Source organism: Caulobacter sp. FV2ps19 (assembly GCF_058681035.1).
Genome location: NZ_CM178729.1, coordinates 3,128,976 through 3,152,226, shown reverse-complemented (window position 1 = coordinate 3,152,226; position 23,251 = coordinate 3,128,976). Strand labels below are relative to the sequence as shown.

Annotated in this window: 12 protein-coding genes; 3 read left to right on the top strand and 9 right to left on the bottom strand. The window is 65.9% G+C overall.

Annotated elements, in window-relative coordinates:
- Positions 1 to 218: 218 nt before the first annotated feature.
- Together ACW18B_RS14920 and ACW18B_RS14915 are read left to right on the top strand one after the other, a co-directional pair.
- Complete coding sequence (locus ACW18B_RS14920) at positions 219 to 3,362, top strand: TonB-dependent receptor (RefSeq protein WP_492047810.1); 3,144 nt, start codon at positions 219 to 221, stop codon at positions 3,360 to 3,362.
- Positions 3,363 to 3,372: 10 nt separating this feature from the next.
- The gene (locus tag ACW18B_RS14915; protein WP_492047809.1) at positions 3,373 to 6,057 is read left to right on the top strand and encodes an exo-rhamnogalacturonan lyase family protein; all 2,685 of its coding nucleotides are present in this window, start codon (positions 3,373 to 3,375) and stop codon (positions 6,055 to 6,057) included.
- Between the two features lie 173 nt (positions 6,058 to 6,230).
- Here the strand turns inward: ACW18B_RS14915 and ACW18B_RS14910 are convergent, their stop codons facing one another.
- The 5 genes from ACW18B_RS14910 to ACW18B_RS14890 form a co-directional block, all read right to left on the bottom strand.
- A complete protein-coding gene (locus ACW18B_RS14910) occupies positions 6,231 to 6,950 on the bottom strand; it encodes a DUF6250 domain-containing protein (RefSeq protein WP_492047808.1) in 720 nt (239 codons plus the stop codon).
- Positions 6,947 to 8,497 carry a rhamnogalacturonidase gene (locus tag ACW18B_RS14905; protein ID WP_492047807.1) on the bottom strand — a complete coding sequence of 517 codons (1,551 nt, stop codon included), beginning with the start codon at positions 8,495 to 8,497 and terminating at the stop codon, positions 6,947 to 6,949. Before ACW18B_RS14905 ends, ACW18B_RS14910 begins: the two co-directional genes overlap by 4 nt.
- The gene (locus tag ACW18B_RS14900) at positions 8,494 to 9,456 is read right to left on the bottom strand and encodes an alpha/beta hydrolase (protein WP_492047806.1); all 963 of its coding nucleotides are present in this window, start codon (positions 9,454 to 9,456) and stop codon (positions 8,494 to 8,496) included. The genes ACW18B_RS14905 and ACW18B_RS14900 overlap by 4 nt, the downstream gene beginning before the upstream one ends.
- The gene (locus ACW18B_RS14895) at positions 9,446 to 10,765 is read right to left on the bottom strand and encodes a rhamnogalacturonan acetylesterase (protein ID WP_492047805.1); all 1,320 of its coding nucleotides are present in this window, start codon (positions 10,763 to 10,765) and stop codon (positions 9,446 to 9,448) included. Before ACW18B_RS14895 ends, ACW18B_RS14900 begins: the two co-directional genes overlap by 11 nt.
- A gap of 298 nt (positions 10,766 to 11,063) precedes the next feature.
- Positions 11,064 to 13,595 carry a cation-translocating P-type ATPase gene (locus ACW18B_RS14890; RefSeq protein ID WP_492047804.1) on the bottom strand — a complete coding sequence of 844 codons (2,532 nt, stop codon included), beginning with the start codon at positions 13,593 to 13,595 and terminating at the stop codon, positions 11,064 to 11,066.
- Between the two features lie 336 nt (positions 13,596 to 13,931).
- Here ACW18B_RS14890 and ACW18B_RS14885 point away from each other — a divergent pair, with 336 nt between their 5' ends.
- A complete protein-coding gene (locus ACW18B_RS14885) occupies positions 13,932 to 14,627 on the top strand; it encodes a VIT1/CCC1 transporter family protein (RefSeq protein WP_492047803.1) in 696 nt (231 codons plus the stop codon).
- A gap of 423 nt (positions 14,628 to 15,050) precedes the next feature.
- Here the strand turns inward: ACW18B_RS14885 and ACW18B_RS14880 are convergent, their stop codons facing one another.
- From ACW18B_RS14880 to ACW18B_RS14865, 4 genes are all read right to left on the bottom strand, one after another.
- On the bottom strand, positions 15,051 to 15,350 hold the full coding sequence (locus tag ACW18B_RS14880) for a hypothetical protein (protein ID WP_492047802.1): 300 nt from the start codon (positions 15,348 to 15,350) through the stop codon (positions 15,051 to 15,053).
- 191 nt (positions 15,351 to 15,541) lie between these two features.
- The gene (locus ACW18B_RS14875) at positions 15,542 to 16,942 is read right to left on the bottom strand and encodes an efflux transporter outer membrane subunit (RefSeq protein ID WP_492047801.1); all 1,401 of its coding nucleotides are present in this window, start codon (positions 16,940 to 16,942) and stop codon (positions 15,542 to 15,544) included.
- The gene (locus tag ACW18B_RS14870; protein WP_492047800.1) at positions 16,942 to 20,127 is read right to left on the bottom strand and encodes an efflux RND transporter permease subunit; all 3,186 of its coding nucleotides are present in this window, start codon (positions 20,125 to 20,127) and stop codon (positions 16,942 to 16,944) included. The genes ACW18B_RS14875 and ACW18B_RS14870 overlap by 1 nt, the downstream gene beginning before the upstream one ends.
- Positions 20,124 to 23,246 carry a multidrug efflux RND transporter permease subunit gene (locus ACW18B_RS14865; RefSeq protein ID WP_492047799.1) on the bottom strand — a complete coding sequence of 1,041 codons (3,123 nt, stop codon included), beginning with the start codon at positions 23,244 to 23,246 and terminating at the stop codon, positions 20,124 to 20,126. The genes ACW18B_RS14870 and ACW18B_RS14865 overlap by 4 nt, the downstream gene beginning before the upstream one ends.
- Positions 23,247 to 23,251: the final 5 nt, after the last annotated feature.

Sequence of the window (23,251 nt, the reverse complement as noted above, 5' to 3'; positions counted from 1 at the left end):
CGTCTGCTGAGCAAGCGCGATCCTTACATCATGAAAACAAAATCCTGTCTTCCCATAAAATGCTTTGACATCTCAACATATGGAATTATGGATAGCTCCACTAGAAAGGCGCCGCCATGCGCTGTGGGCTGCTCACTCAAAAGGCAGTCGCAGTCACGGTCAGAGCGCCAGCGTCTTTCGTTGGGAGGCGCCTAGTTCATGGCAGAGGGAGGGAATCCATGCTTGCATTCACCGATCGTCGTCGCGCGACTATCGCTACGGCATCCTTGTTGGCTTTGGCTGCGGGCCTTGCCTGCGCGGGCGGCGCTTACGCCCAGAGCGCTCCGGCGGCCTCAGGCTCAGCGGCCTCGGACAAGATCAACACCATTGAAGAGGTTGTCGTCGTCGGTACGCGCGCCAGCCTTCAGTCGGCCATGAACCGCAAGAAGCGGAACGGCACGATTTCCGACTCCATCGTCGCCGAGGACATCGGCCAGTTTCCCGACAAGAACGTCGGTGAGGCGCTGGGGCGCATCACCGGCGTGCAGCTGGCCCGCGACTTTGGCGAGGGTAATTCGGTCTCGATCCGCGGCGTAGAACCGGATCTGAACCGCGTTGAAATCAACGGCATGAGCACCCTGTCGACAGCGGGTAACCTGCAGGTCTATGGCGGCGGTGGGCGCTCGAACGACTTCCGCGAACTGGCTTCCGAACTGGTTCAGTCGATCGACGTGTTCAAGGGCTTCACGGCCGACATGACGGAAGGCGGCATTGGGGGCACGGTCTCGGTAAAGACCCGCAGGCCGCTGGACTTCAACAAGCCCACCCTCTCCATGACCGCTTCGGGCCAGTATCTCGACACTGCCGAAACCTGGAAGCCGCGCGGCAACCTGTTTGCCGCCACCCAGCTGTTTGACGGACGGCTGGGCGTGATGGCCAACATCACCTACGACAAGGTCGATACGCGCGGCGACTATGTTCGAAACAGTTCATGGGGGCGTTTCGCGGACTTCGACAATTCTGCTGAGAAGACCGTCTCTTACTATAACACCGGCTACAATTCGCAGATCAACGACCTGGCGCGTAACGTCACCAGCCAGGCGGGGTGCAGCAGCCTGACGACGCCGGACGCCACCCAGATCTCGACCAGCAACCTGCGCAACGCCTGTTCGTCGCAGTGGTACGATTACGCGCCGCGCGTGGCGCGTTACGGCGTCTGGACGCGCGGCGATGAGCGCATCTCGGCGGAGTTTACCGCGCAATATCGCTTTACCGACAAGATCGACGCCTGGGTCAGCTACAACCGCAATGAGCGGTCCCAGACGCTGAACGACATCAACTACGGCACCGATTTCACCTCGGCGACCCGCCTGCGTAACGCCGCCTCAGCGACGTCCTGCTCGTCGACCAACACCACGGCCTCTTCGGTCAAGGTTGACGCCAATCACAACGTCATTGGCTATACGCTGGGCAACTGCCTGAGCACGTCCGGCAACGGCGGCTATGGCGGCTTCGGCATCAGCGCCCGCGACTTCGCCTACGATTCCAGCAGCAACTACTATAACTTCGGCGCCAACTATCGCGGTGACCGCTTGCAGGTCGAGTTCCAGGGCTCGAGCGCAGACACCAGCACGGTGTCGCAAACCAACAATGTCAGCGTCACGTTCGACACGCCTGGCATGACGGTGACTCTGGATCCGTCGACCGGCGCACCGTCCTTCGTCTTCGCCGCCGGCTATAGCCCCAGCGACGCTTCGGCTATCCGCCAGTGGCAAATCCAGTATCGCCCCTCAAAAGTCGGTTCGGAAGAAAAGCAGTACAAGCTCGACTTCGACTACGACACGCATCTGGCCTACGTGCCCAAGCTGGAGTTTGGCGCCCGCGCCACCGACTTCTCGACCAAGGGCTATGGCTATGGCGGCTTCGTGCTGGACGGCGGCGCCAATCCCTATTCGACGACCGACGACACCGTGCTCTACAGCAATGCCGTCAACTCGACGGCGACGATCGCCGGCGCCCAGACCATCGACCAGACCAACCCGGTCAATGCTTCGCCCGCCTACACCACGGGCTATTGGTCGACGACCGAGACCTGGTCACGAGCTTTCTCGGACTCGATCTTCGCCAACGCGATGACCGACCTGCCCAGCGATTTCTATTTCGGCGGCGGCGGGTTGCCGACGAGCTGGAAGTATCCGAACTTTGATACGGTCGCCGCCCAACTGGATACGTCGCACTTCAACCTGAACAACCTGGAGAGCACGGTCGGCAGCGACGGCAAGGCCGCCAACCAGATCCCCTACCGCATTCAGGAAAAGACCGACGCCCAGTACTTCAAGGTAAACTACGAGTTCCCGCTCGGGTCGTTCGAAGTCAACGGCAACGTCGGGGTGCGCCGGGTTCACACCAAGACCGAGGGGCAGGGCGCTTCAACCCGCAGCCAGACCTTTGCGGCGACCAACGGCGGTTCGTCGACGACCTACGTGCTGAGCAATTCCCTGGCCTCGATGACCAAGGATTACACGGTCTATCTGCCCAGCTTTAACGCCGGTCTCTGGTTCGTGCCGAACGTGCTGTCGGTGCGGGGTGGTTTCGCCCAGCTGATGGCGCGTCCGCGCATGGACTTCCTGATGCCGACGGTGTCCTGCACCACCGATAATTCACCTGACGCCAATGGCGAGTTTGACGAGCCTAGCTGCTCGGCCGGCAATCCGGACCTGAAGCCTTATCGCGCCAACCAGTACGACCTGAGCTTCGAATACTATCCCAACAAGGACACCCAGATTTCGCTGGGCCTGTTCCATAAGGATATCCGCTCGTTCTACGTCTCTTCCCGGACTTTTACCGGCAAGCGTGACGTCTATGGCGACGGCGTTCTCTACAACTACAATACCTATATCAATGGCGATGGCGCGAAGATCTCGGGCCTGGAGCTGACGGGCAAGACGGCCTTCACCTTCCTGCCTGGTGTGTTTTCGGGCTTCGGTGTGGACGCCAACTACACCTACCAGAAAGCCAAGGACGTTCTGCTGTTCTCGACCCTCGACGGCACGGCCCTGCCGTTCCCGGGGCTGTCCTCCGACAGCGCCAACCTGACGGTGTGGTACGACAAGGGTCCGTTCAACGCTCGCCTGGCTTACAACTACCGATCCAAGTACCTGGTCTCGGCCGCCGACACCTCGGGTCAGCCTGTCTATCGCGATGCGACCGGCTATCTGGACGGCAAGATCACCTGGAAGCCAGGCCTGAAGGGTCTGTCCCTATTCGTTGAGGGCAAGAACCTGACCAAGGAAGAAGAGCGCTCCACTGCCGGCGATATTCGCCTGACGGAGCTGGGCTACTTCGGTCGTCGCTTCTTCGTCGGCGCGGCGATGAAGTTCTAGGAGGGCGATCGTGTCTCCGGGAACGACGCGACGGGATGTGCTGACGGCGAGCCTGTCGCTCTCCGCCGCCGCCGTTCCCGGAGTTGTCCAGACGAGGCCCTCGACCGCGCCGGTCGAGGTGTCCTGGCTGGGCGATGCGCCCCTCGCGGCTCCGGCCGCGACGGTTTGGGGCGCGCCCTGGCCGCGCGGAGCCCTGGCGAAAACGACGCCGCTGCGGGCCATCGCGAAGGACGGGACAGCCATCCCACTTCAGACTTGGCCTCTGGCCTATTGGCCGGACGGCTCGGTCAAGTGGACGGGTCACGCCATTGCCGGGCCAGGGCCGGAAGGGCGCTTCCGCATTGAGCCCGGCAAATCGGCTACGTGGCCGACGCCGCTGACGGTCCGCGAGACCGTCGACACCATCGAGATTACGGCGGGCGATCTGGTCTGCCGTCTGCCGCGTTCCGGGCGGTCTCTAATAGAGCGAATTCTGGTGAAGGGGCGCGAAACCCTGCGCGACGGGCGACTGGTCTGCCTTTGCCGCGACAGCCCCCCCGGCGAGGTCGGGACGGTGACCACCGAGGCCTTCGAGAGCCGGGTTGAAACCGCTCTGGTCGAGCAGCGGGGCCCAGTCCGGGCCGTCGTTCGACTGGATGGGATGCACCGCTCGGCGGCGGGGCGAGCCTGGTTGCCCTTCACCGTGCGCGTGGCGGTGGATGCGGCTGGCGGCCTGAAACTGACCCACAGCTTCGCCTTCGACGGGAACGCCGCGCGCGATTTCATCGCCGGCCTGGGTTTGCGCTTTGACACCCCCTTGACCGACGAACTCCACAATCGGCATGTCCGGTTCGCGGGGCAGGGCGACGGGATGTGGGGCGAGGCCGTGCGCAATCTGCCAGGCTGGGCTCCGGCCAAGTTCGCCTTGGCTGATCGCTTCCCGCTCCAGCTCGACGGCAAGGCTGTTCCCGCGCTGGCGGAGATGGACACCAAGACGCGCGAACAACTGCTGACCGTGCCGGCCTGGGACGGCTTCCGCCTGTTTCAGGGCGACTCCGACGTCTTCACGATCGACAAGCGGACGGGAGCCGACAGTTCCTGGCTGCGCGCCGACCAGGGAGGACGGGCTTGCGGACTGGGTTATGTCGGCGGGGTGTCCGGTGGTGTCGCCTTTGGCCTGCGCGACTTCTGGCAAAGGCATCCGACCGGACTTGAGATTGCAGGCGCCACCGGCGAGGCGGCGACCGTCACCCTGTGGCTCTGGTCTCCCCAAGCGGCGCCGATGGATCTGCGTCACTATAGCGACAAGGCCCATGGCCTGGAGATCCAGTACGAGGACGTCGAGGAAGGCCACAGCACGCCGCTGGGCGTGGCGCGCACCAACGAGATCTTCCTGTGGCCGCTGGCCGCCACGCCCAGCCGCGCGGACCTGTCGGTCATGGCCCGGCATGTCAGCGCCCCGCCGCTGCCGGTTTGCGCACCGGCCCATTATCAGGCCTGCGGCGTGTTCGGGGCGTGGAGTCCTGTCGATCGCTCGACACCGGTCAAGGCGCGGCTTGAGGACCAGCTTGACCGGTTGGCCGGCTTCTATCTGAACGAGGTCGAGCAGCGGCGCTGGTACGGGTTCTGGGACCACGGCGATGTGATGCACACCTATGACCAGGATCGGCATGTCTGGCGCTATGACGTCGGTGGCTATGCCTGGGCCAATAGCGAACTGGTGCCCGATCTATGGTTCTGGACGGCCTATCTGCGGTCCGGCCGGGCGGACCTTTTTCGTCACGCCGAGGCCATGACACGTCACACGGGCGAGGTCGACGTTCATCACCTGGGGCCGTTCAAGGGCCTGGGCTCGCGCCACAATGTCAGCCATTGGGGCGATGGGGCCAAGGAAGTGCGGATCAGCCAGGCGCTGCTGCGCCGGCACCTCTACTACCTGACCGCTGACGAGCGGACGGGCGATTTGATGGCCGCGGAGGTCGATGCGGATCATGCCCTGGTCGCTGTCGACCCGTTGCGAAAGCGGCTGGAGAAGTCGGCCTATCCCACGCATGCCCGCACCGGTCCCGACTGGTTCGCCTTCGCCAGCAATTGGTTGGTGCAGTGGGAGCGGACTGGCGACACGCTCTGGCGAGACAAGATCCTCAAGGGGCTGGATGGGATCGCCGCCTCGCCGCTGGGGATGTTCTCGGGACCGGGCTTTGGTTACGATCCGGCGACGGCGACCATGGTTGATATCGGCGGCGCCTTCGCCACCAGCTATCACCTGGTGACCATCATGGGCGGGGCAGAGTTCGTGTTCGAGCTGGATGGTCTGATCGACGATCCAGCCTGGTCCAAGGCCTGGTTGCGGTTCTGCGCCTATTACAATGCACCTCAGGCCGAGCGTCAGGCGGCGTTGGGACCTAAGGCGTCGGACCGGGTGTTCGGCTATCCGGTCTGGCACGCCAAGTTGACCGCCTGGGCGGCGCGGAAGCTGGACGATCCGGTTCTGGCCCGCCGGGCCTGGAGCGAGTTTCTGACCGACCGCCGCAACAACGGAGAGGCCGGCCCGCCGCCGCCGATCACCCGGGTGTCGGGACCCGTGGTGCTTGATCCGATCGACGAGATCGCCAATGTCTCGACCAATCAGTCGTCGCAGTGGTCGCTGAACCTGATCGAACTTCTGGCCCTCGTCGGGGACGCCGTTCCGGAGCAGTTGCCTGAGGGCTGGTGACGGCTTTGGTCTGGCGTTCCCGAGCACGTCCTCGACGCTAGAGCCTTTTAGCTTCATATGGAATCATATGAAGCGTCTAAAAAGGCTCTAAATCATATACTTAGAGCGCGATAGCCGCCGAAACCGCGTACACTTTCGGCTATCGCGCTCTAGGCGTTCTGCGACAGACCTGGTCAGAACGCGCCGTCTGCGGCCGTCAGCGCGAACACCCGAAACCGTTGGATCCGCAGATGGCTCTGGGTCGTGCGCAGGCCAAACCAGCCTCGCGTATAGGGCGCCGGGTCGCGCAGTTCGAAAAACTTGGCGCCATTGCACCAGTACTGGATCAGTCCGCCGTCCGCGATGAGTCGCACCGTCATCCACTGATTGGGAACCAGCATCTCGTCGGTGGCGGCCTGGTCGTGCTGAGGCAGCAGCGGGCGATCGCCCGGCCGACCGACATAGCGGCGAAAGCGGGTCGTCGTGTTGCCGTTGCCGCCCTGGCCCACATAGTAGGTCTGCAGGGTGTCGTAGTCGGCGAAGGCTCCGGAACGGGGATGGGTCAGAGGGCTGCCCCCTGAAGGCTCGCGGGCCATCCAGAAGGCGTTGAGGTCGCTGACCCGATCGTGGGCGCCTCCGGCCGAAACAGCCTGGGCCTCGTATTCGATCATCACCGGCCCGATCAGTTCGGGGCGAAACCAAACGGTCAGGCCGGCGGGCGTGTCGATCTCGAGCGCGCCGTTCCGGACGAAGACATGCGCCGGCTTTTCGGCCTCAATCGCCCATTGGCTCAGGTCGCTGCGAAAGTCTTCGGCGTGCAGGCGTCGACCGCGCCGATACGGTTCTCGCGTCGCGGCCCGCGCCGGAGCCGCGGCCATAGCTGCCAGGCCGGCCAGGATCGTGCGGCGTCTCAACCTCGCTCTCCGACCGCCAAGCTCTGGCCTACCCGCCGTAGCGGGTCGGCGACCAGATCGGCGTCTTCGGTGATGATCGGCTCGACGCCCTCGGTCCAGGCCAGCTCCAGTCGGCTGAACCGCGCGCCTTGTGTGGACTGCAACAGAATGGGCGGGCGCTCATCGGGCTTGAGCGCCTCGATCCGGATATTGTCCAGGCGAAGGCCGTGAACGTGGCGGGCCCAAAGACCATAGGCCGGGGTCGGGCCGAACATGCTGGGCTCCGGATAGGCCTCGGCCAGGTCGGCTGGTCGCCGCGCGGCAAGGGCGCGGTCGCCGCCGCCCGTATAGAGCAGGCAGACATCGGTCAGTTCGACGTCTTCGATGGAGCTACCCTCAAGGCCGGCGATCGTCGCGGCATAATCGGGGTGGATATTCCACGCGGTGAGCTTGCGGACCGCTATGCGCCGGATCGCGCCGCGCCCTGTGCCGTCTGGTCCGCGTCGTCGGTCGCCCAGGCGGAGGAACAGGGGCGCGGTGGTCACTTCGCGCATGACGATGTTGCAGATCGTCACGTCCTCGATCACTCCGCCGTCGACCGTCTCCAGAGCCAATCCGCGCGAACGGTTGAAGACGCAGTCGCTGATGGTGATGTTGCGGAAGTCGCCGTTGGATTCGGTGCCCAGCTTGATACGGCCGGTGATGCGGTCCTGGTCGGGCGCCAACTGCTGGGTGCGGCCCAGCGTGCCGTCCAGAAGGGTGCCCAGGTCGTAGCCGCTGACCTGGCAGCGGGTGATGTCCACCCGCTCCGTGGCGCGTGGCGCGCCCAAGGCCAGAGAGCTTTTCAGGACGATGGCGTCGTCATTGGGCGTGTTGACCCGGCAATCGGCGATACGCACGTCGCGGCATGCATCGATGTCGATTCCGTCGCGATTGGTGTCAATTGAGAGGCCGGTGATCGTCAGGTTGTCGCAGCCGGTGGCCAGCACCGCGAAGTGACCGCCGCGATAGACTGTGAAGCCTTCCAGCTTGATCCGGCGAGCCGTCTTCAGGGCAATGGCCTTGTTACCCTGGCCGGCCATCGCCTCAAGGTCCGGCGACAGGATCGCCATCGCTTCAGGCGAAAGATCGGCCATGCTGAGGGGGAATTCGCCCGTCTGACGCATCCAGCGAGAGCCCGGACCTTCGCGGGTCAGGCCGCGGCCGTCGATCATCCCGGGTCCGACAATGGCGACGTCCTCGACGTCCTCGGCCCAGATCAGGCTGTTGCGCCAGTGGCTATGGCCGAAGTCCTGATACAGATCGTGGGGGTTCGGCTCCGCGGGATCATAGACGCCGGCGTGGCGCGCGGGATCGGCGGCTTCCAGCACACAGCCGGTCTCCAGCCTCAAGGTCACACCACTGAGTAGGCGGATCGAGAACGAGAGGTACCGCCCCGCTGGCAGGATGACCTCGCCGCCGCCCGCGTCATGGGCCGCGGCGATGGCGGTGTTGAGCGCTGCGGTATCCAGCGCCGCACCGTCGCCGCGCGCCCCGAAGGTCCGAACGTCGAACGCAGCTGGCGTCATGCGTAGAGGCCGTGCCGCCTCAGAAAGGCGGTCAGCAGATCCGGCCAGGCCATGGGCGCGCCCGTGGGGCCGTAGAGGCCAAACCCGTGACCGCCGGACTCGAACACATGCAGTTCGCTGGCGATCTTCTTGGCGCGCAGGGCCTGGAACATCAGCAGGCTATTCTCCATTGGCACCACCCTGTCGTCAGCTGCAGCGGCGATGAAGGTCGGTGGGGTGTTGGCGGGAATGTTCTGTTCGGCCGACACCGCCTGGCGGGCGGCGTCCGTGGGGCTCTGGCCCAGCAGGTTCTTGACGGAAGCGCCATGGGCGTGCGGAGCGGTCATGGTGATGACCGGATAGAACAGGGCCGTCGCCATCGGCCGGGTCGGCAGACGGTCGGCGGCGTCGATCGGGGCATAGCTGTCGGCCGCGAAGCGGGTGGCCAGGCGCGCAGCCACGTGGCCGCCGGCGGAGAAGCCCGCGACGGCGACACGGGCCGGGTCGAGACCCAGTTCCGGCGCGCGGGCGCGGATCAGGCGAATGGCTCTCTGGGCGTCCTGCAGCGCAACGTCCGGCCCGGCCTCCCAACCGTCGGCAGGCAGGCGATAGTCCATGACGAAGGCCGTGATCCCCTGGCTGGCGATCCAGGCGTCAATCGCGCCGCCGGCCCGGCCGACCGCCACCCGCGCGTAGCCGCCGCCGGGGATCATCAGGATCGCCGCGCCATTCGGCCGGGCGGGCCGGCGCATCATCAGCCACGGCTTGCGGACATTGACGAAGGCGGTGTCGTTGGGATCGCCGCCGGGTGTGCGGAGGATGACCTTTTCTTCGACCGTCACGCGTTCGCCGCCCGGCGCGGGGCCGGGCCACAGATCAACGACCTCGACCTGCGAGGTCGACGCTTGGGCGCGGACCAGACTCGGCGCGGCGACGGCCAGGGCGCCCAGGCCGAGCAGGGATCTACGGTCAGTTGCCACGCGGGGACTCCGTGCTGTGGGCGGCGCTCGCGGCCATGATGAAGGTGTCAGGCGAGGGCGGATGGGCCGGGTCGAAGGGCGGCAGGCCCTTGATCAGGTGCAGGGCCAGATCCGGAACCGCGGACCGGATCCCCGCCACGACGCACTGGGCCAGTTGGTAGGCGCCGTAATTATTGTGATGGGTCGCGTCCCTGCCGCCATCTGAGAAGGCCTTCCAGGCCTGGTCGGGGCCCAGCGCCTCATAAAGCATCGCGCTCAGGGTCAGCAGGTCGATGACCGGCGTGCCGGTCTCGCGCCCAACCGTCCGCACGGCTTTGGGATAGTCCCCGAGGGTATTGATGATCTTGCCGGCCGCGTCGAACTTCCGCCGATGCATCGAGGTCACCAGCACCGGACGGGCTCCGCGCCGTCGGGCCTCGCCGATATAGACCTTCAGATAGTCGCCATAGGTGGTGGCGGCCTCGGCATAGGTCTGGGGCCACTCAACCTTCTGGTCATTGTGTCCGAACTGGATCAGCAGCCAGTCGCCTGGCTTGATGCCGCTGAGGATCTTGTCCAGGCGCCGCTCGACCAGGAAGGCCTTCAGCGACTCGCCGGACTCGGCATGGTTGGCGACCGAGACGTCGGGCTTGAAGAACCGTGGCAGCATCTGGCCCCAGCCGGCTGCGGGTTCGAAGCGCTGGTCCGTCACAGTGGAGTCGCCGGCGAGGAATACCCTTGGCGTCGTGGCGGACTCAATCCGCAGCCGGCGCACGGCCGGGGCGGGCCCGCAGAACTCCAGGGTCAGTTTGTCGTCCCAGTCGTAGGCGCCTTCCTCGCGAGGATTGAGCATCACCCTCACCCCGCCGGGCGCGTTGGGCGGGGGAGCAACCAGGGCTGGCGTGCGGACATTGACGACGCACTCGGCCAAGGCCGTCTTGCCTGCGGGGACCGTGATCTGTTCCAGCATCAGCCGTCGGGACTCGGCCTTGACCGTCGTGTCCGAAGCGGTTTTCCCGCCGAGTTCGAGGATGACCCGATAGTCGCCCTCTGGCAGGGCGACCGAAAACAGGAAGGGACCCGAACCCGCGCCCGGTTCGAAGCCATGGCCAATCGTTGGCGTGTAGAGAGCATCGCGCCCGACCTTGACATGACCGGGCGCCGCAGACCCATCGCCGAAGTCGAACGCCCATTGCAGCATTGGCTTCTCGCGCTCCGCCGCCCAGACGCTCTGCGTCCCGGTTGCTGCGGTAACGGCGAGGGCGGTCAGCACTGCGCGTCTATCCAGGATCACGACGCCGCCTCCCTTGCGATCGCTGCCGCGGTTCATTGATCAGATCCATATCGACCGCGGGCAAACAAGGCAAATAATTTCATATTGCGGGACAATGTGCCGTAATGTGAAATTCAGTTATCGCCGTTTGTCGCAAAGCGCAGGCTGCTCGACAGCAGCGCCGGTTCCAAACGCCTTGAGGGCCGTAGCCTCAGTCCTGCTCAACCCGCCAGCGCTCGACGACACTCAGGCTCTCCCGATGGCCGGGCGGCCTCATCCGGGGGCTGCGGCTTCTCATTTGAAGGCATGGGCGCGAGGGGTATGGCCGTCTTTCTTTGTGAGCGGCGGGGAGGGATCACGAGGGGCTTCGGATCGAGACGCGTCGGCCCAGGGTTCGGGCCAGTCCAAACCAGCCGCCGCTGGCGATCGCCACCAGCAGGGCGCTGGCCAGCAGGCCGGGCGAGGGCGGGGCGACCTTGAAGATCGTGTCCAGGGTCGGCACGGCGAAGATCAGGGCGAGGAGACCGGACGCCACCGAGGCGATGATCCAGTAGATGCGGCGATGCGGTGCGAACAGGCGACCGCCCGACGAGGATGCGTCGGCCAGGGCGAGGATCAGGTTGCCGGCAACCAGGGTCAGGAAAGCCGCGCCCCGGGCCTGATTTTCCGGATGATGGTCCAGCGCCCAGAGATAGATTCCGAGGACGCCGGCCAGCACGCCAATGCCCTGCAGAAGAGCCAGGCCGATCTGGCGGAGGCCAAACAGCGCCTCGTCCTGCCGTCGGGGCGGACGCTTCATCGCGCCGGGCCCGCCGGGTTCGGCCTCAAAAACCATCGCGCAGACCGGGTCGATCACCAGTTCCATGAACACCACGTGCATCGGGTAGAGCAGTGGCGGCAGACCCATGACGATCGGGATCAGGGCCACGCCGGCGATCGGCACGTGAATGGCGGTGATATAGACCAGCGCTTTGCGCAGGTTGGTGAAGATCCTCCGCCCCAGTCTCACCCCGCCGACAATCGAGGCGAAGCTGTCGTCGAGGATCACCAGATCGGCGGCCTCGCGCGCGACGTCCGTGCCCTTTTGTCCCATGGCGATGCCGATGTGCGCCGCCTGCAGGGCTGGCGCGTCATTGACCCCGTCGCCGGTCATGGCGACCACCTGACCGTCCGCCTTCAGGGCCCGCACGATCCGCAGCTTCTGTTCGGGGACGATGCGGGCGAAGATCCGCGTCTTGTGCAGGCGTTCGGCCAGGGCGCTGTCGTCCAGAGCGGCGATCTCGCCGCCCAGCAAGACGCCGTCAGAGGTGTCCAGGCCGGCGGCCTTGGCGATGGCGAGAGCGGTCGCGGGATGATCGCCTGTAATCATGACCACGGAAATGCCCGCCTCCCGCGCCTCCTTCAGCGCCGCGGGGGCGTCGGGCCGGACAGGATCCAGGAAGCCGATCAACCCGGCGAAACGGAACGGGGCGTCGTCCGGATTTTCGGGGAAGGCCGTCTTGGTCTCGCAGGAGGCGACGCCCAGGACGCGCAATCCCTGGACAGCGAACTGCTCCACGATGTCTGTCAGGTGCTCGGTCTGGTCATCGGGCAGGCGGCAGAGGCGGAAGATGGCTTCGGGCGCGCCCTTGGCGGCGGCGCGCCAATGACCCTTGGGTTCGCGCCAAACCTGGATCATCGCCATCATCTCGGGGCGCAGCGGCCAGGTTCGCTCCGGCTCGGCCGGGGCGCCGGGCGGGGTCGGCGTCGCGGCGCCCAGCAGGGCGCGCACGGCCTTGTCCATCGGGTCGACTGGATGGACGGCGCAGGCCAGTCCTGCGATCTGCAGCAATCTTTGCGCGGCGCCCGCGGGCGCGACGCCCGCCTCGACGAGATGATCGGCCTCCTCCGTCCAAAGGCGGGTGACCTGCATCCTGTTCTCGGTCAGGGTGCCGGTCTTGTCGACGCACAGGAAGGATGCGCCGCCCAGCGCTTCGATCACCGCGCTGCGCCGGACCAGAACCTTGTGGTGGGCCAGACGTCCCGCGCCGAGCGCCAAAAAGACGGCCAGCACCATCGGGAATTCTTCGGGGATCAGGGCGATGGCGACCGTGATGCCGGCCAGGACGCCGCCGATCCAGTCCTGGCGCAGCAGTCCATAGGCGACGGCGACAAGGGCGCAAAAGGCCAGAGCCAGAAGGCCCAGCAGGCTAACCAGCCGTCCCGCCGTTTTCTGCAGGGGCGTGGGCTCCTGGACAATCGTCGCCAGGGATACGCCGATGCGGCCCAGCGCGGTGCGAGGTCCGGTCTTGCCGACCTCCGCCACGGCCTGGCCGCGCACCACCAGCGTGCCGGAGAACAGATAGGGGCTGGTCTGGGCGCCGGGCTGGGTTTCGGCGTCAGCCGCTTCGCCGTCGGTCAATGGGCGCTTGGAGACCGGCGCCGACTCCCCGGTCAGCGCGGATTCATCCACGCTCAGCACGTCGCCGGCGATCAGGGCGCCGTCGGCGGGCAGGCGCTCGCCTTCGCCAACCAGAATGATGTCGCCGGGGACCAGATCGCGCGCGGCAACCTGGGTTTCGATCCCGTCGCGGATGGCGCGCGCGTGGGGTTGGGAGAGGTCGCGCAGGGCCGAAAGCGCACGCTCGCTGCGCGCTTCCTGCAGGACGACCAGCCCGATGGTGGCGATGGCTCCGGCCATCAGGAAGAGGCCTTCGCCCAGGCTGCCCAGCACCAGATAGAGAGCTGCGGCCCCGATCAGCAGCAGGAACATCGGCTCGTGCAGGGTGTCGAGGATGATCCGCGCCACGCCTCGGCGCGAGGCTTGGGGCAGGGCGTTGGGGCCGAACGCGGACAGCCGCCGATCGGCCTCGGCCGTCGTCAGTCCGCTGAGACCATCTCGCGCCATGGGGCTTGTCCGATCCGCCGGCGCTCGCCGGTTCTGGAGGTCAATGCGGGAGAAGAAGGAGGGGTGGGAGATTCTGTCAGAACAGGGCGGGTGCAGATCCTGTCATTCCGCCACCCGGCTTGCATTGCGCGAGATCATTTTTTGTCATCCAGTCCATCGCGGCTCCAGTCGCGGGCCTTGGCATTCTGAGGGAGCTGGTTCAGTCTCGTCTGAGCGACGTAATCGCCCGGAACGCTGACGGGTATGGCGCTCTGTTGACATGTATCTTTGCCGCTTGCGACCAAGGTGCGCAACCGGCCATCGTCGGTCGCCTCATTTCCCCAAAGGACGCTCCCCATGAGCCGCTTACACAGCGAACGCCACCTGGTGGCCCGGATCGGCTGGCTGCGCGCCGCGGTGCTGGGCGCCAATGACGGCATTGTTTCGACCGCTAGCCTGATCGTGGGTGTCGCCGCGGCCAATCCCGAAAGATCAGCGATCCTGCTCGCGGGCGCCGCGGGCCTGGTGGCCGGAGCGATGTCGATGGCGGCCGGCGAATATGTCTCGGTCTCTTCCCAGTCTGACACGGAGAAGGCGGATCTGGCCCGTGAACGCGCCGAACTGGTCGCTGACCCCGAGGCCGAACTGGTCGAACTGGCGGGCCTCTATATGGCGCGTGGTGTCGCGTCGGATGTCGCGCGGCAGGTCGCCGAGCAGTTGATGGCCAAGGACGCCATCGGCGCCCACGCCCGCGACGAACTGGGCATTTCGGCCCACACCACGGCACGCCCGATCCAGGCGGCCCTGACCTCGGCGGCGACCTTCACCCTCGGGGCGGCCCTGCCATTGGCGGTCGTGCTCCTGGTTCCGGCCGCCTGGCTGACGATAGCGGTGGCCCTAGCGGCCTTGTCCTGCCTGGCCCTGCTCGGAGCTGTCGGCGCGGGGGTTGGCGGGGCCGGTGTTTGGCGATCGGTCGTGCGGGTGACCTTCTGGGGCGCGGCGGCGATGGCGTTGACTGCGGGCATCGGCCGGTTATTTGGCGCGGTCGTCTAGCCCGTCCTGGGTCCAATTCGATTCAGGAAGCCGGAACCCTGCAGCGCGGCTGACCCTGGACTCCTTCCGTGGGTTCGGGTCGTCCGGGATGGGGCCTCGGCGGCGAGGTCGACGACCAAAGGCCGGTCTGGACCAAGATCGTACCGTTCGCCCTCGATCCAGAGGGCCAGAGGGCCGCCGGCCTTGGGGGGCGCCTTGAGGGCGCCTGTGCGCCGTCGAGGCGGGATCTTCCCGTGACATGGGCTTGATAGAAGGCCGTCGTGAACCGCGCCTTGGCGACGTGACCCGTCAAGGCCTCGCGCCAAGCCTTTCATGGGGCGAGTCCAGCAAGGCGCCATCGACATCGAATATGAGCGCATGCAGCCAAGTGGGTGGCGCGGGCGGCGGGATCATGTTGCGGTCCGTTTCCGATCCGTCCTGACTTCAAGTCGTGACGACGGTCAGCCGTCCGCAATCGGAGGGGCACCCTTGGTCTGGACTATCAAGCGCCGGGCACTGGGCCAAGCGTTCCGGCTCGGCCGCGAGCCACGCCAAACAGTCTGTCGAAAGACCGCTGAAGACCAGTTGTTCGTCGCGCCAAACACTGACGCGATCAGCGCTGCGGTGTTCGCCCAGCAATCGCAGCGCCTCCAGGAAGGCCGCAGCGTCGCCTTCGCTTTCAATCGCGAAAAACACAGGCGCGACGCCGGAGGCCTTGAAGGGAAAGACGGTGTACGAGGTCATGGCTGGCTCCGCGTCGAAAAGACGGGAGCTTGGGTCAAAGGCCTTATCTCTCAGCCGCCGGGCGTCCAGAGAACCTGTCCGACGATACGGTCACCTTGCGCCTTGCGGTCACCGATGTCGATCTCCGACGGAGGTTTCGCGGCATGCCGTTGAAAAACGCCGCCCGGGTCAAAAGACGAATGGCGCGGCTTTCAGGGCGCAAGATCGGCGTCCCACCCGCCGCCAAGCGCCTGTATCAGGGCGACAGCCGTCGTCTGCCGGGCGATGCGAACATTCAGGAGCGACCGTCGCGCTGACAGCGCCGAGGCTTGGGTGGTGACAACGTCGGTATAGGCGACCTGGCCCGCCTTGTACTGGTTGAGCAGCATCTGCTCGCTCTGGTCAGCGGCGGTCGAAGCGGTCTGCAGAAGGTCGTACTGGCGCTCAAGCACCCGCGTGGCGGTCAGCTGGTTTTCGACATCCTCAAAGGCGGTCAGTACGGTCTGGCGATAGTTGGCCACAGCGCTGTCGTAGCTGGCGCGGGTCTGCGCGACCTGAGCCTTGCGGGCTCCGGCGTCGAACAGGGTCTGGGCCGCCGACAGCCCCAGCGACCAGGTGTTGGCCGAGGTCGAGAACAGGTCGCCCAGACGGGTGGCGCTACCGCCCGTGGAACCGCTAAGCGGCAAGGTGGGGAAGTAGGCGGCGCGGGCGACGCCGATCTCGGCGTTGGCGGCGGCGACGCGGCGCTCGGCGGCGGCGATGTCAGGACGGCGCTCAAGCACGGTGGAGGGCAGGCTGACCGGCACGTCGGGTAGCTTGGCGGTCCAGTTAGCGTCGGCGGCGATGCGGAAAGCGCTGGGTGACGCCCCGACTAGCACGGCGACGGCGTTCTCGTAGGTCGCGCGCGTCTGCTCCAAGCCCGCCAGGCTGGACTGGGTGTTAGCCAGTTGCAACTGGGCCTGCAGCACGTCGGACTTGGGGGCGATGCCGGCTGCATAGCGGTTCTGGGTGATTTCCAGCGTGCGGCGATAGCCTTCGACCGTGGAAGAGATCAGGGCGATCTCGGCGTCGCTCTGGCGCAGGCCCAGATAGTTCACGGCCAGTTCGCCCTGGGCGGAGAGCTTGGCTCCGGCCAGGTCGGCGGCGCTGGCCTGGGCTCCGGCCTTGGCGCTGGTTAGGCCCAGGCGGATGCGACCCCACAGATCGGGCTCCCAGCTTGCGCCGATGCCGACCTGATAGCTCTGGCCGCGCGAGGACGAGCCCGAGCCTCCGCCGGTCTTGGTCGCCGAGCCCGACAGGTCGACGGTGGGAAACAGGCTTGAGCGCTGCTCGCGGACCAGGGCTCGGGCCTGGCGATAGGCCGCCTCCGAAGCGGCGATGGTCTGGTTGGAAACGACGACGCGATCGGCCAGGGCGTCCAGCGCGGGGTCGCCAAACAGCGTCCACCAGTCGCCGCGCTCCAGGGTGTCGGAGGGCGTGGCTTCCTTCCAGCCGTCGAGGGCCTTGAAGCTGGCGGCGGTCGGTGTGGCGGGGCGCTGATAGGCCGGGCCGACGCTGCAGCCCGACAGGGCGATCAGGGACGCGGCGCAGGCCAGGCGTGGGAAGGCGGACATCAGACGGGCTCCGGCGCGGCGGGGGTATGGGTCAGGTGGCGCTCGTCGCGCCGCTTGCCCCTCAGGCGGTCGAGATAGACATAGACGACCGGGGTGGTGATCAGGGTCAGCAACTGGCTGGCGATCAGACCGCCGATGATGGCGACGCCCAGCGGCCGGCGCAGTTCGGCCCCCTGGCCAAAGCCGATGGCCAGGGGCAGGGCGCCCAGGGCGGCGGCCAGGGTGGTCATCAGGATCGGCCGGAAGCGCAGCAGGCTGGCCTCCCGCACCGCGTCCATCGCCGACAGACCCCGACTGCGCTGGGCCTCCAGCGCGAAGTCGATGATCAGGATGGCGTTCTTCTTGACGATGCCCAGCAGCAGGAAGACGCCGATCAGGGCGATGATCGAGAACTCCATGTCGAACATCATCAGGGCCAGGACCGCCCCGACGCCGGCGGCGGGCAGGGTGGACAGCACCGTTATCGGATGGACGTAGCTTTCGTAGAGAATGCCCAGGACGATATAGATGGCTACGATCGCCGCCCCGATCAGCAGCGGCTGCTGCTTCATCTGGTCCGAATAGCTGCGGGCGCTGCCCTGGAAGCTGCCGCGCACGCTGGTGGGCATGCCGATGTCGGCCTCGGCCTGTTTGATCGCGGCCTGGGCCTGGCTGAGCGAGACCCCTTCGGGAAGGTTGAACGACACCGTGGTCGCCAGTTCGGCGTTCTGGTGGTTGATCGAGGTGGGGGTGGCGTTCTGGGACACGCTGGCGAAGGCGCTCAGCGGCGCCATGACCGTGGCCGAGGTGTTCAGCGCATTGCCGGTCGAGGCGTCGCGCAGGCCTGGATTGACGCTGCTGGTGCTTGCCGTCGACCCGCTGGAAGACGATGGAACATAGACATCGTTCAGCGCCTCTGGGCCCTGAGCGAAGGCCTTCTTCCACTCCATGATCACGGCGTACTGGTTGACGTCTTCATAGATGGTGGCCACCTGGCGCTGGCCGAAGGCGTTGTAGAGGGCGTTGTCGACGGCGCGCGGCGTGATACCCAGCCGCGAGGCGCTGTCACAGTCGATCGTCACAAGGGTCTCGACGCCGTTCTCCGACTGGTCAGAATCGACGTCGATCATCACGTCGCTGTAGGCCTTCATGGCCTCGGCCAGCTTGGTGGCCCAGGTCTTTAGGGCGGCGCTGGAGTCGCTGGTCAGGGTGTACTGGTAGGTCGAGTTGCTGGATCGCCCGCCCATTCGCAGATCCTGCACCGGGTTGAGGAAGATCGACACGCCGGTGACCTGGGTCAGTTGCGGTCTCAAGCGGGCGATTACCGCCGCGCTGTTGTCCTTGCGCTCGCCGATGGGCTTGAGATTGACGAACATGAAGCCGCCGCCGGCTCGCGCGCCGCCCGTGAAGCCCACCACGGTGTCGACGGAGGGGTCCTTGCGGATGATCTCCACCACGGCGCGCAGCTTCTGCTCCATGGCCTGGAACGAGACGCTCTCGTCAGCCCGGATGCCGGCCATCAGCTGGCCGTTGTCGGTCTGGGGAAAGAAGCCCTTGGGGACGTTGATATAGAGCCAGGCGGTCAGACCCATGACCGTGAACAGGATCACGATCACGACCGGCTTGGCGGCCAGGGCCCAGTCGAGACTGTGCTCATAGGCCTTGTGCACGCGATTGAAGGCCCATTCGAAGAACCGGGCGATCCGACCCTCCTGGAAGCCTTCTGGGCGCGGTCGCAGCATGTAGGCGCACATCATCGGCGTGGTGGTCAGCGAGATGACCAGCGAGATCATCACCGCCGCTGACAGGGTGACGGCGAATTCGCGGAACAGCCGGCCGACCTGGCCGCCCATGAACAGCAGCGGGATGAACACCGCCACCAGCGAGACGCTGATCGACAGCACCGTGAAGCCGACTTCCTTGGCCCCCAACGTGGCGGCCGCGAAGCGCTCCATGCCCGCCTCGATGTGGCGCTGGGTGTTCTCCAGCACGACGATGGCGTCGTCGACCACAAAGCCTGTGGCCACGGTGATGGCCATCAGGGAGAGGTTGTTGAGCGAGAAACCCAGCAGATACATCACCCCGAAGGTGCCCAATAGCGAGACGATGGTCGCCGCGGTGGGAATGAAGGTCGCCCGCGCGCTGCGCAGGAAGGCGCTGACCACCAGAACGACCAGCACGATCGAGATCAGCAGGGTGATCTCGATCTCCTTGAGCGAAGCGCGGATCGAGTTGGTGCTGTCGGACGCCACCTGCAAATCGATGTCGCCGGGGAGTTGGGCGCGAAGCTCCGGCAGGGTGGCGCGGACGCTATCGACCGTCTCGATGATATTGGCGCCCGGCTGGCGGGTGAGCAGCACGATGATGGCTGGCTTGCCGTTGAACAGGCCGATGGTGCGGGTGTCGGCGACGCTGTCGGTGACGTCAGCGACGTCCGACAGCTTGACGCCGGTGTCCCCGCGCCAGGCGACCAGCAGGCTGGCATAGTCGGCCGCCTCGCGCCCGGCGCTGCTGGTATAGATCTGGAAGCGCCGGCCATCGCTCTCGACGGCGCCCTTGGGACGATTGGCGTTGGCGGACTGGATGGCGGCGCGAACGTCTTCCAGGCTGACGCCATACTTGTTGAGCAGGAACGGATTGACCGAAATGCGCACGGCCGGCAGCGAGCCGCCGCCGATCTCGACGTCGCCGACACCCTTCACCTGCGAGAGGCGCTGGGCGACCACATTGGAAACCGCATCATAGATCTGACCGGGTGTCTTGGTGTCCGAGGTCAAGGCCAGGATAACGACAGGCGCGTCGGACGGATTGGCCTTGCGATAGGTGGGATTGCTTTTCAGCGTGGCGGGCAGGTCGCCGCGAGCGGCGTTGATGGCCGCTTGCACCTCGCGCGCCGCGCCGTCGATCTTGCGGTTGAGGTCGAACTGAAGAGTCACCCGCGTCGAGCCGCTCGAGCTCCGCGAGGTCATTTCCGTAACCCCGGAGATGACGCCCAGCTTGCGCTCCAAGGGCGTGGCGACGCTTGAGGCCATCACTTCGGGGCTGGCGCCCGACAGACTGGCCGACACCGAGATGGTCGGATAGTCCACCTGCGGCAGGGGCGAGACCGGCAGCACCAGGAAGGCCGCGATCCCGGCCATCGCCAGGCCGATCGTCAAAAGGACGGTCGCGACGGGTCGCCGGATAAAGGGCGCCGACAGGTTCAAGACGGCGCCCCCGGGATCGGGTCGGCGACGCGGTCTGGATCTTGGTCAGAGGCGCGTTTGCGGGCCGGCGCCAAGCGGTCAAAGGCCAGATAGACGACGGGCGTCGTGAACATGGTCAGCAGCTGGCTGACCAGCAGACCGCCAAAAATGGCGATACCCAGGGGGCGGCGCAACTCGGCGCCGTCGCCAAAACTCAGCATCAGCGGCACGGCGGCAAACAGCGCCGCCAGGGTGGTCATCAGGATCGGCCGGAAGCGCAGGATCGCGGCCTGGAAGATCGCGTCGCGGGGGCTCCTGCCCTCGTCACGCTCGGCGCTGATCGCGAAGTCGATCATCATGATCGCGTTCTTCTTGACGATACCGATCAGCAGGATGATGCCGATGATGCCGATCACGCCCAGGTCGTTGCCGGTAATCCACAGGGCCAGCAAGGCGCCGACGCCCGCTGAGGGCAGGGTCGACAGGATGGTCATCGGGTGGACGTAGCTCTCATAGAGCACGCCCAGCACGATATAGACGCAGACCACGGCCGCCAGGATCAGCCACAGCTGGTTGGACAGCGAATTCTGATAGGCCCCGGCCGCGCCAAGGAAGGTGTGGGTCACCGAGGTGGGCATGCCGATATCGACCATGGCCTGCTTGATCTCGTCGACCGCCTTGCCCAGGGACACGCCTTGGGCCGTGTCGAAGCCGATGGTGGTGGCCGGGAACTGCGCGACGTGGGTCACTTGCAGCGGCGAAGTCCTTTCCCGGATGGTCGAGATCGCCGACAGCGGCGTGGGCGAACCGCCGCCAGTCTTTAGGTGAAGCAGGCCCAGCGACGCCGGGTCTTTCAGCAGGCCAGGCTTGGCCTCCAGGATCACCCGATACTGGTTTGTTTCGGTGAAGATGGTCGAGACGATACGCTGGCCAAAGGCGCTGTAGAGCGCGTCGTCAATGTCTGAGGCCGTGATGGACAGGCGCGCAGCGGTGTCGCGGTCTATATCGACATAGGCCGCCGAACCTGTGGCGTTGGCGTCCGAATAGACGTTCCGGACGGCTTTGACCTTGGCCAGTTGGGCGGTGAGCTTGCCTGCCCATTCCTGCACGGTGGCCGTGTCGGCGCCTTCCAGCGACAGCCGGTACTGGGTCGGGCCGGTCTCGGCGTCGATCGTCAGGTCCTGGGTTGGCTGCAGATAGAGGGTGACGCCGGGCACCTGGGCTACGCGCGCGCGTAGCCGCTGCATGATCTTTTCCTGAGACCCGCTACGGTCCTTCTTCAGGTTGATCAGCATCTGACCGGTGTGCAGCATGCTGTTATTGGCGCCATCCACGCCGATGAAAGAGCTCAAGGTATCGACCGCAGGATCCTCCAGGATCGCCTTGGCGGCCTGTTGTTGCAAACCGGCCATGCGGTCGTAGGACACCGATTTCTCGACCTCGGTTCGGGCCTGGAGCTGGCCTGTGTCCTGGGTCGGGAACAGGCCCTTGGGGATCACCAGATAGAGCAGGGCCGTCAAGGCCAGGGTGGCGATGGCGACGATCAGGGTGGCGCGCTGGCGCTCCAGAACCCAGGTCAGGCCGCGTTCGTACTGAGCCTCGACCTTCTCGAACATTTGCTGGGATTTGAGAGCGATGCCGCGGGGCTCTTTCTCGTCGGCGTGCGATTTCAACCAGCGGGCCGACAGCATCGGCGTCAGGGTCAGCGAGACGACAGCCGAGATCAGGATGGTGATGGCCAGGGTGACGGCGAACTCGCGGAACAGCCGGCCCACCACGTCGCCCATGAACAGCAGGGGGATCAGCACGGCGATCAGCGAGATCGTCAGCGAGATGATGGTGAAGCCGATTTCACGCGCGCCCTTCAGGGCCGCCTCCATCGGTTTCTCGCCCTTTTCCAGGTGGCGCGAGATGTTCTCGATCATGACGATGGCGTCATCGACCACGAAGCCGGTGGCGATGGTCAGGGCCATCAGGCTCAGGTTGTTGAGGCTGTAGCCCAGCAGATACATCACCCCACATGAGCCGATCAGCGAGATGGGCACGGCGAGGCTGGCGATCAGGGTGGCGCGCGGGCTGTGCAGGAAGAAGAAGATCACCAGCACGACCATGATCACCGCCAGCACCAGTTCCATTTCGACGTGCTCGACGGAACTGCGGATGCCGGTGGTGCGATCAGCCAGAACCTCGACCTTCAGGGTCGCGGGCAGGCCGGCTTCGAGCTCGGGAAGCTTGGCCTTGATGGCGTCGACGGTCTTGATGACATTGGCGCCGGGCTGGCGCTGGACATTGACGATGATTGCGGGCGTGGTGTTCGCCCAGGCGCCCAGACGCGTGTTCTCGGCGCTGTCCACCACCTGGGCGATGTCGCGGATGCGCACCGGCGCTTCGTTTTTGTAGGTGACGATCAGGCTTGAATAGTCGTCGACCGTCAGCAGCTGGTCATTGGCGTTGATGGTGTAGGTGCGGGTCGGGCCATCGAAGCTGCCTTTGGCGCTGTTGGCGTTGGCGGCCGAGATGGCGCTCTGAACGTCCGAAAGGGTGATGCCGTAGGACGCCATGGCCTGGGTGTCGGCCTGGATGCGGATCGCTGGCCGCTGGCCGCCGCTGAGGCTCACAAGACCCACGCCCGAGACCTGGCTGATCTTCTGGGCCAGGCGGGTGTTGACCAGGTTTTGCACCTCGGTCAAAGGCAGGGTGTCGGACGTCACGGCCAGGGTCAGCACTGGCGCGTCGGCCGGATTGACCTTGGCGTAAACGGGCGGCGCGGGCAGGTCAGCCGGAAGCAGGGAATTGGCCGCGTTGATCGCGGCCTGAACTTCTTGTTCGGCGACGTCCAGCGTTTCCCCCAGATTGAACTGCAGGGTGATAACGCTGGCCCCGGCCGTGCTGACCGAGCTCATCCGTGACAGGCCCGACATCTCGCCCAACTGGCGCTCCAGCGGCGCGGTGACCGTCTGGCTCATCACCTCGGGGCTGGCCCCGGGATAGAGGGTCTGGATCTGGATGGTCGGGTAGTCGACCTGGGGCAGGGCCGCCAACGGCAGGAGCCTGAAGCCGACCAGGCCGGCCAGCACGATGGCCGCCATGAACAGGGCCGTGGCGACCGGCCGCTGGATGAAGGGGCGCGAGGGGTTCATCGGCG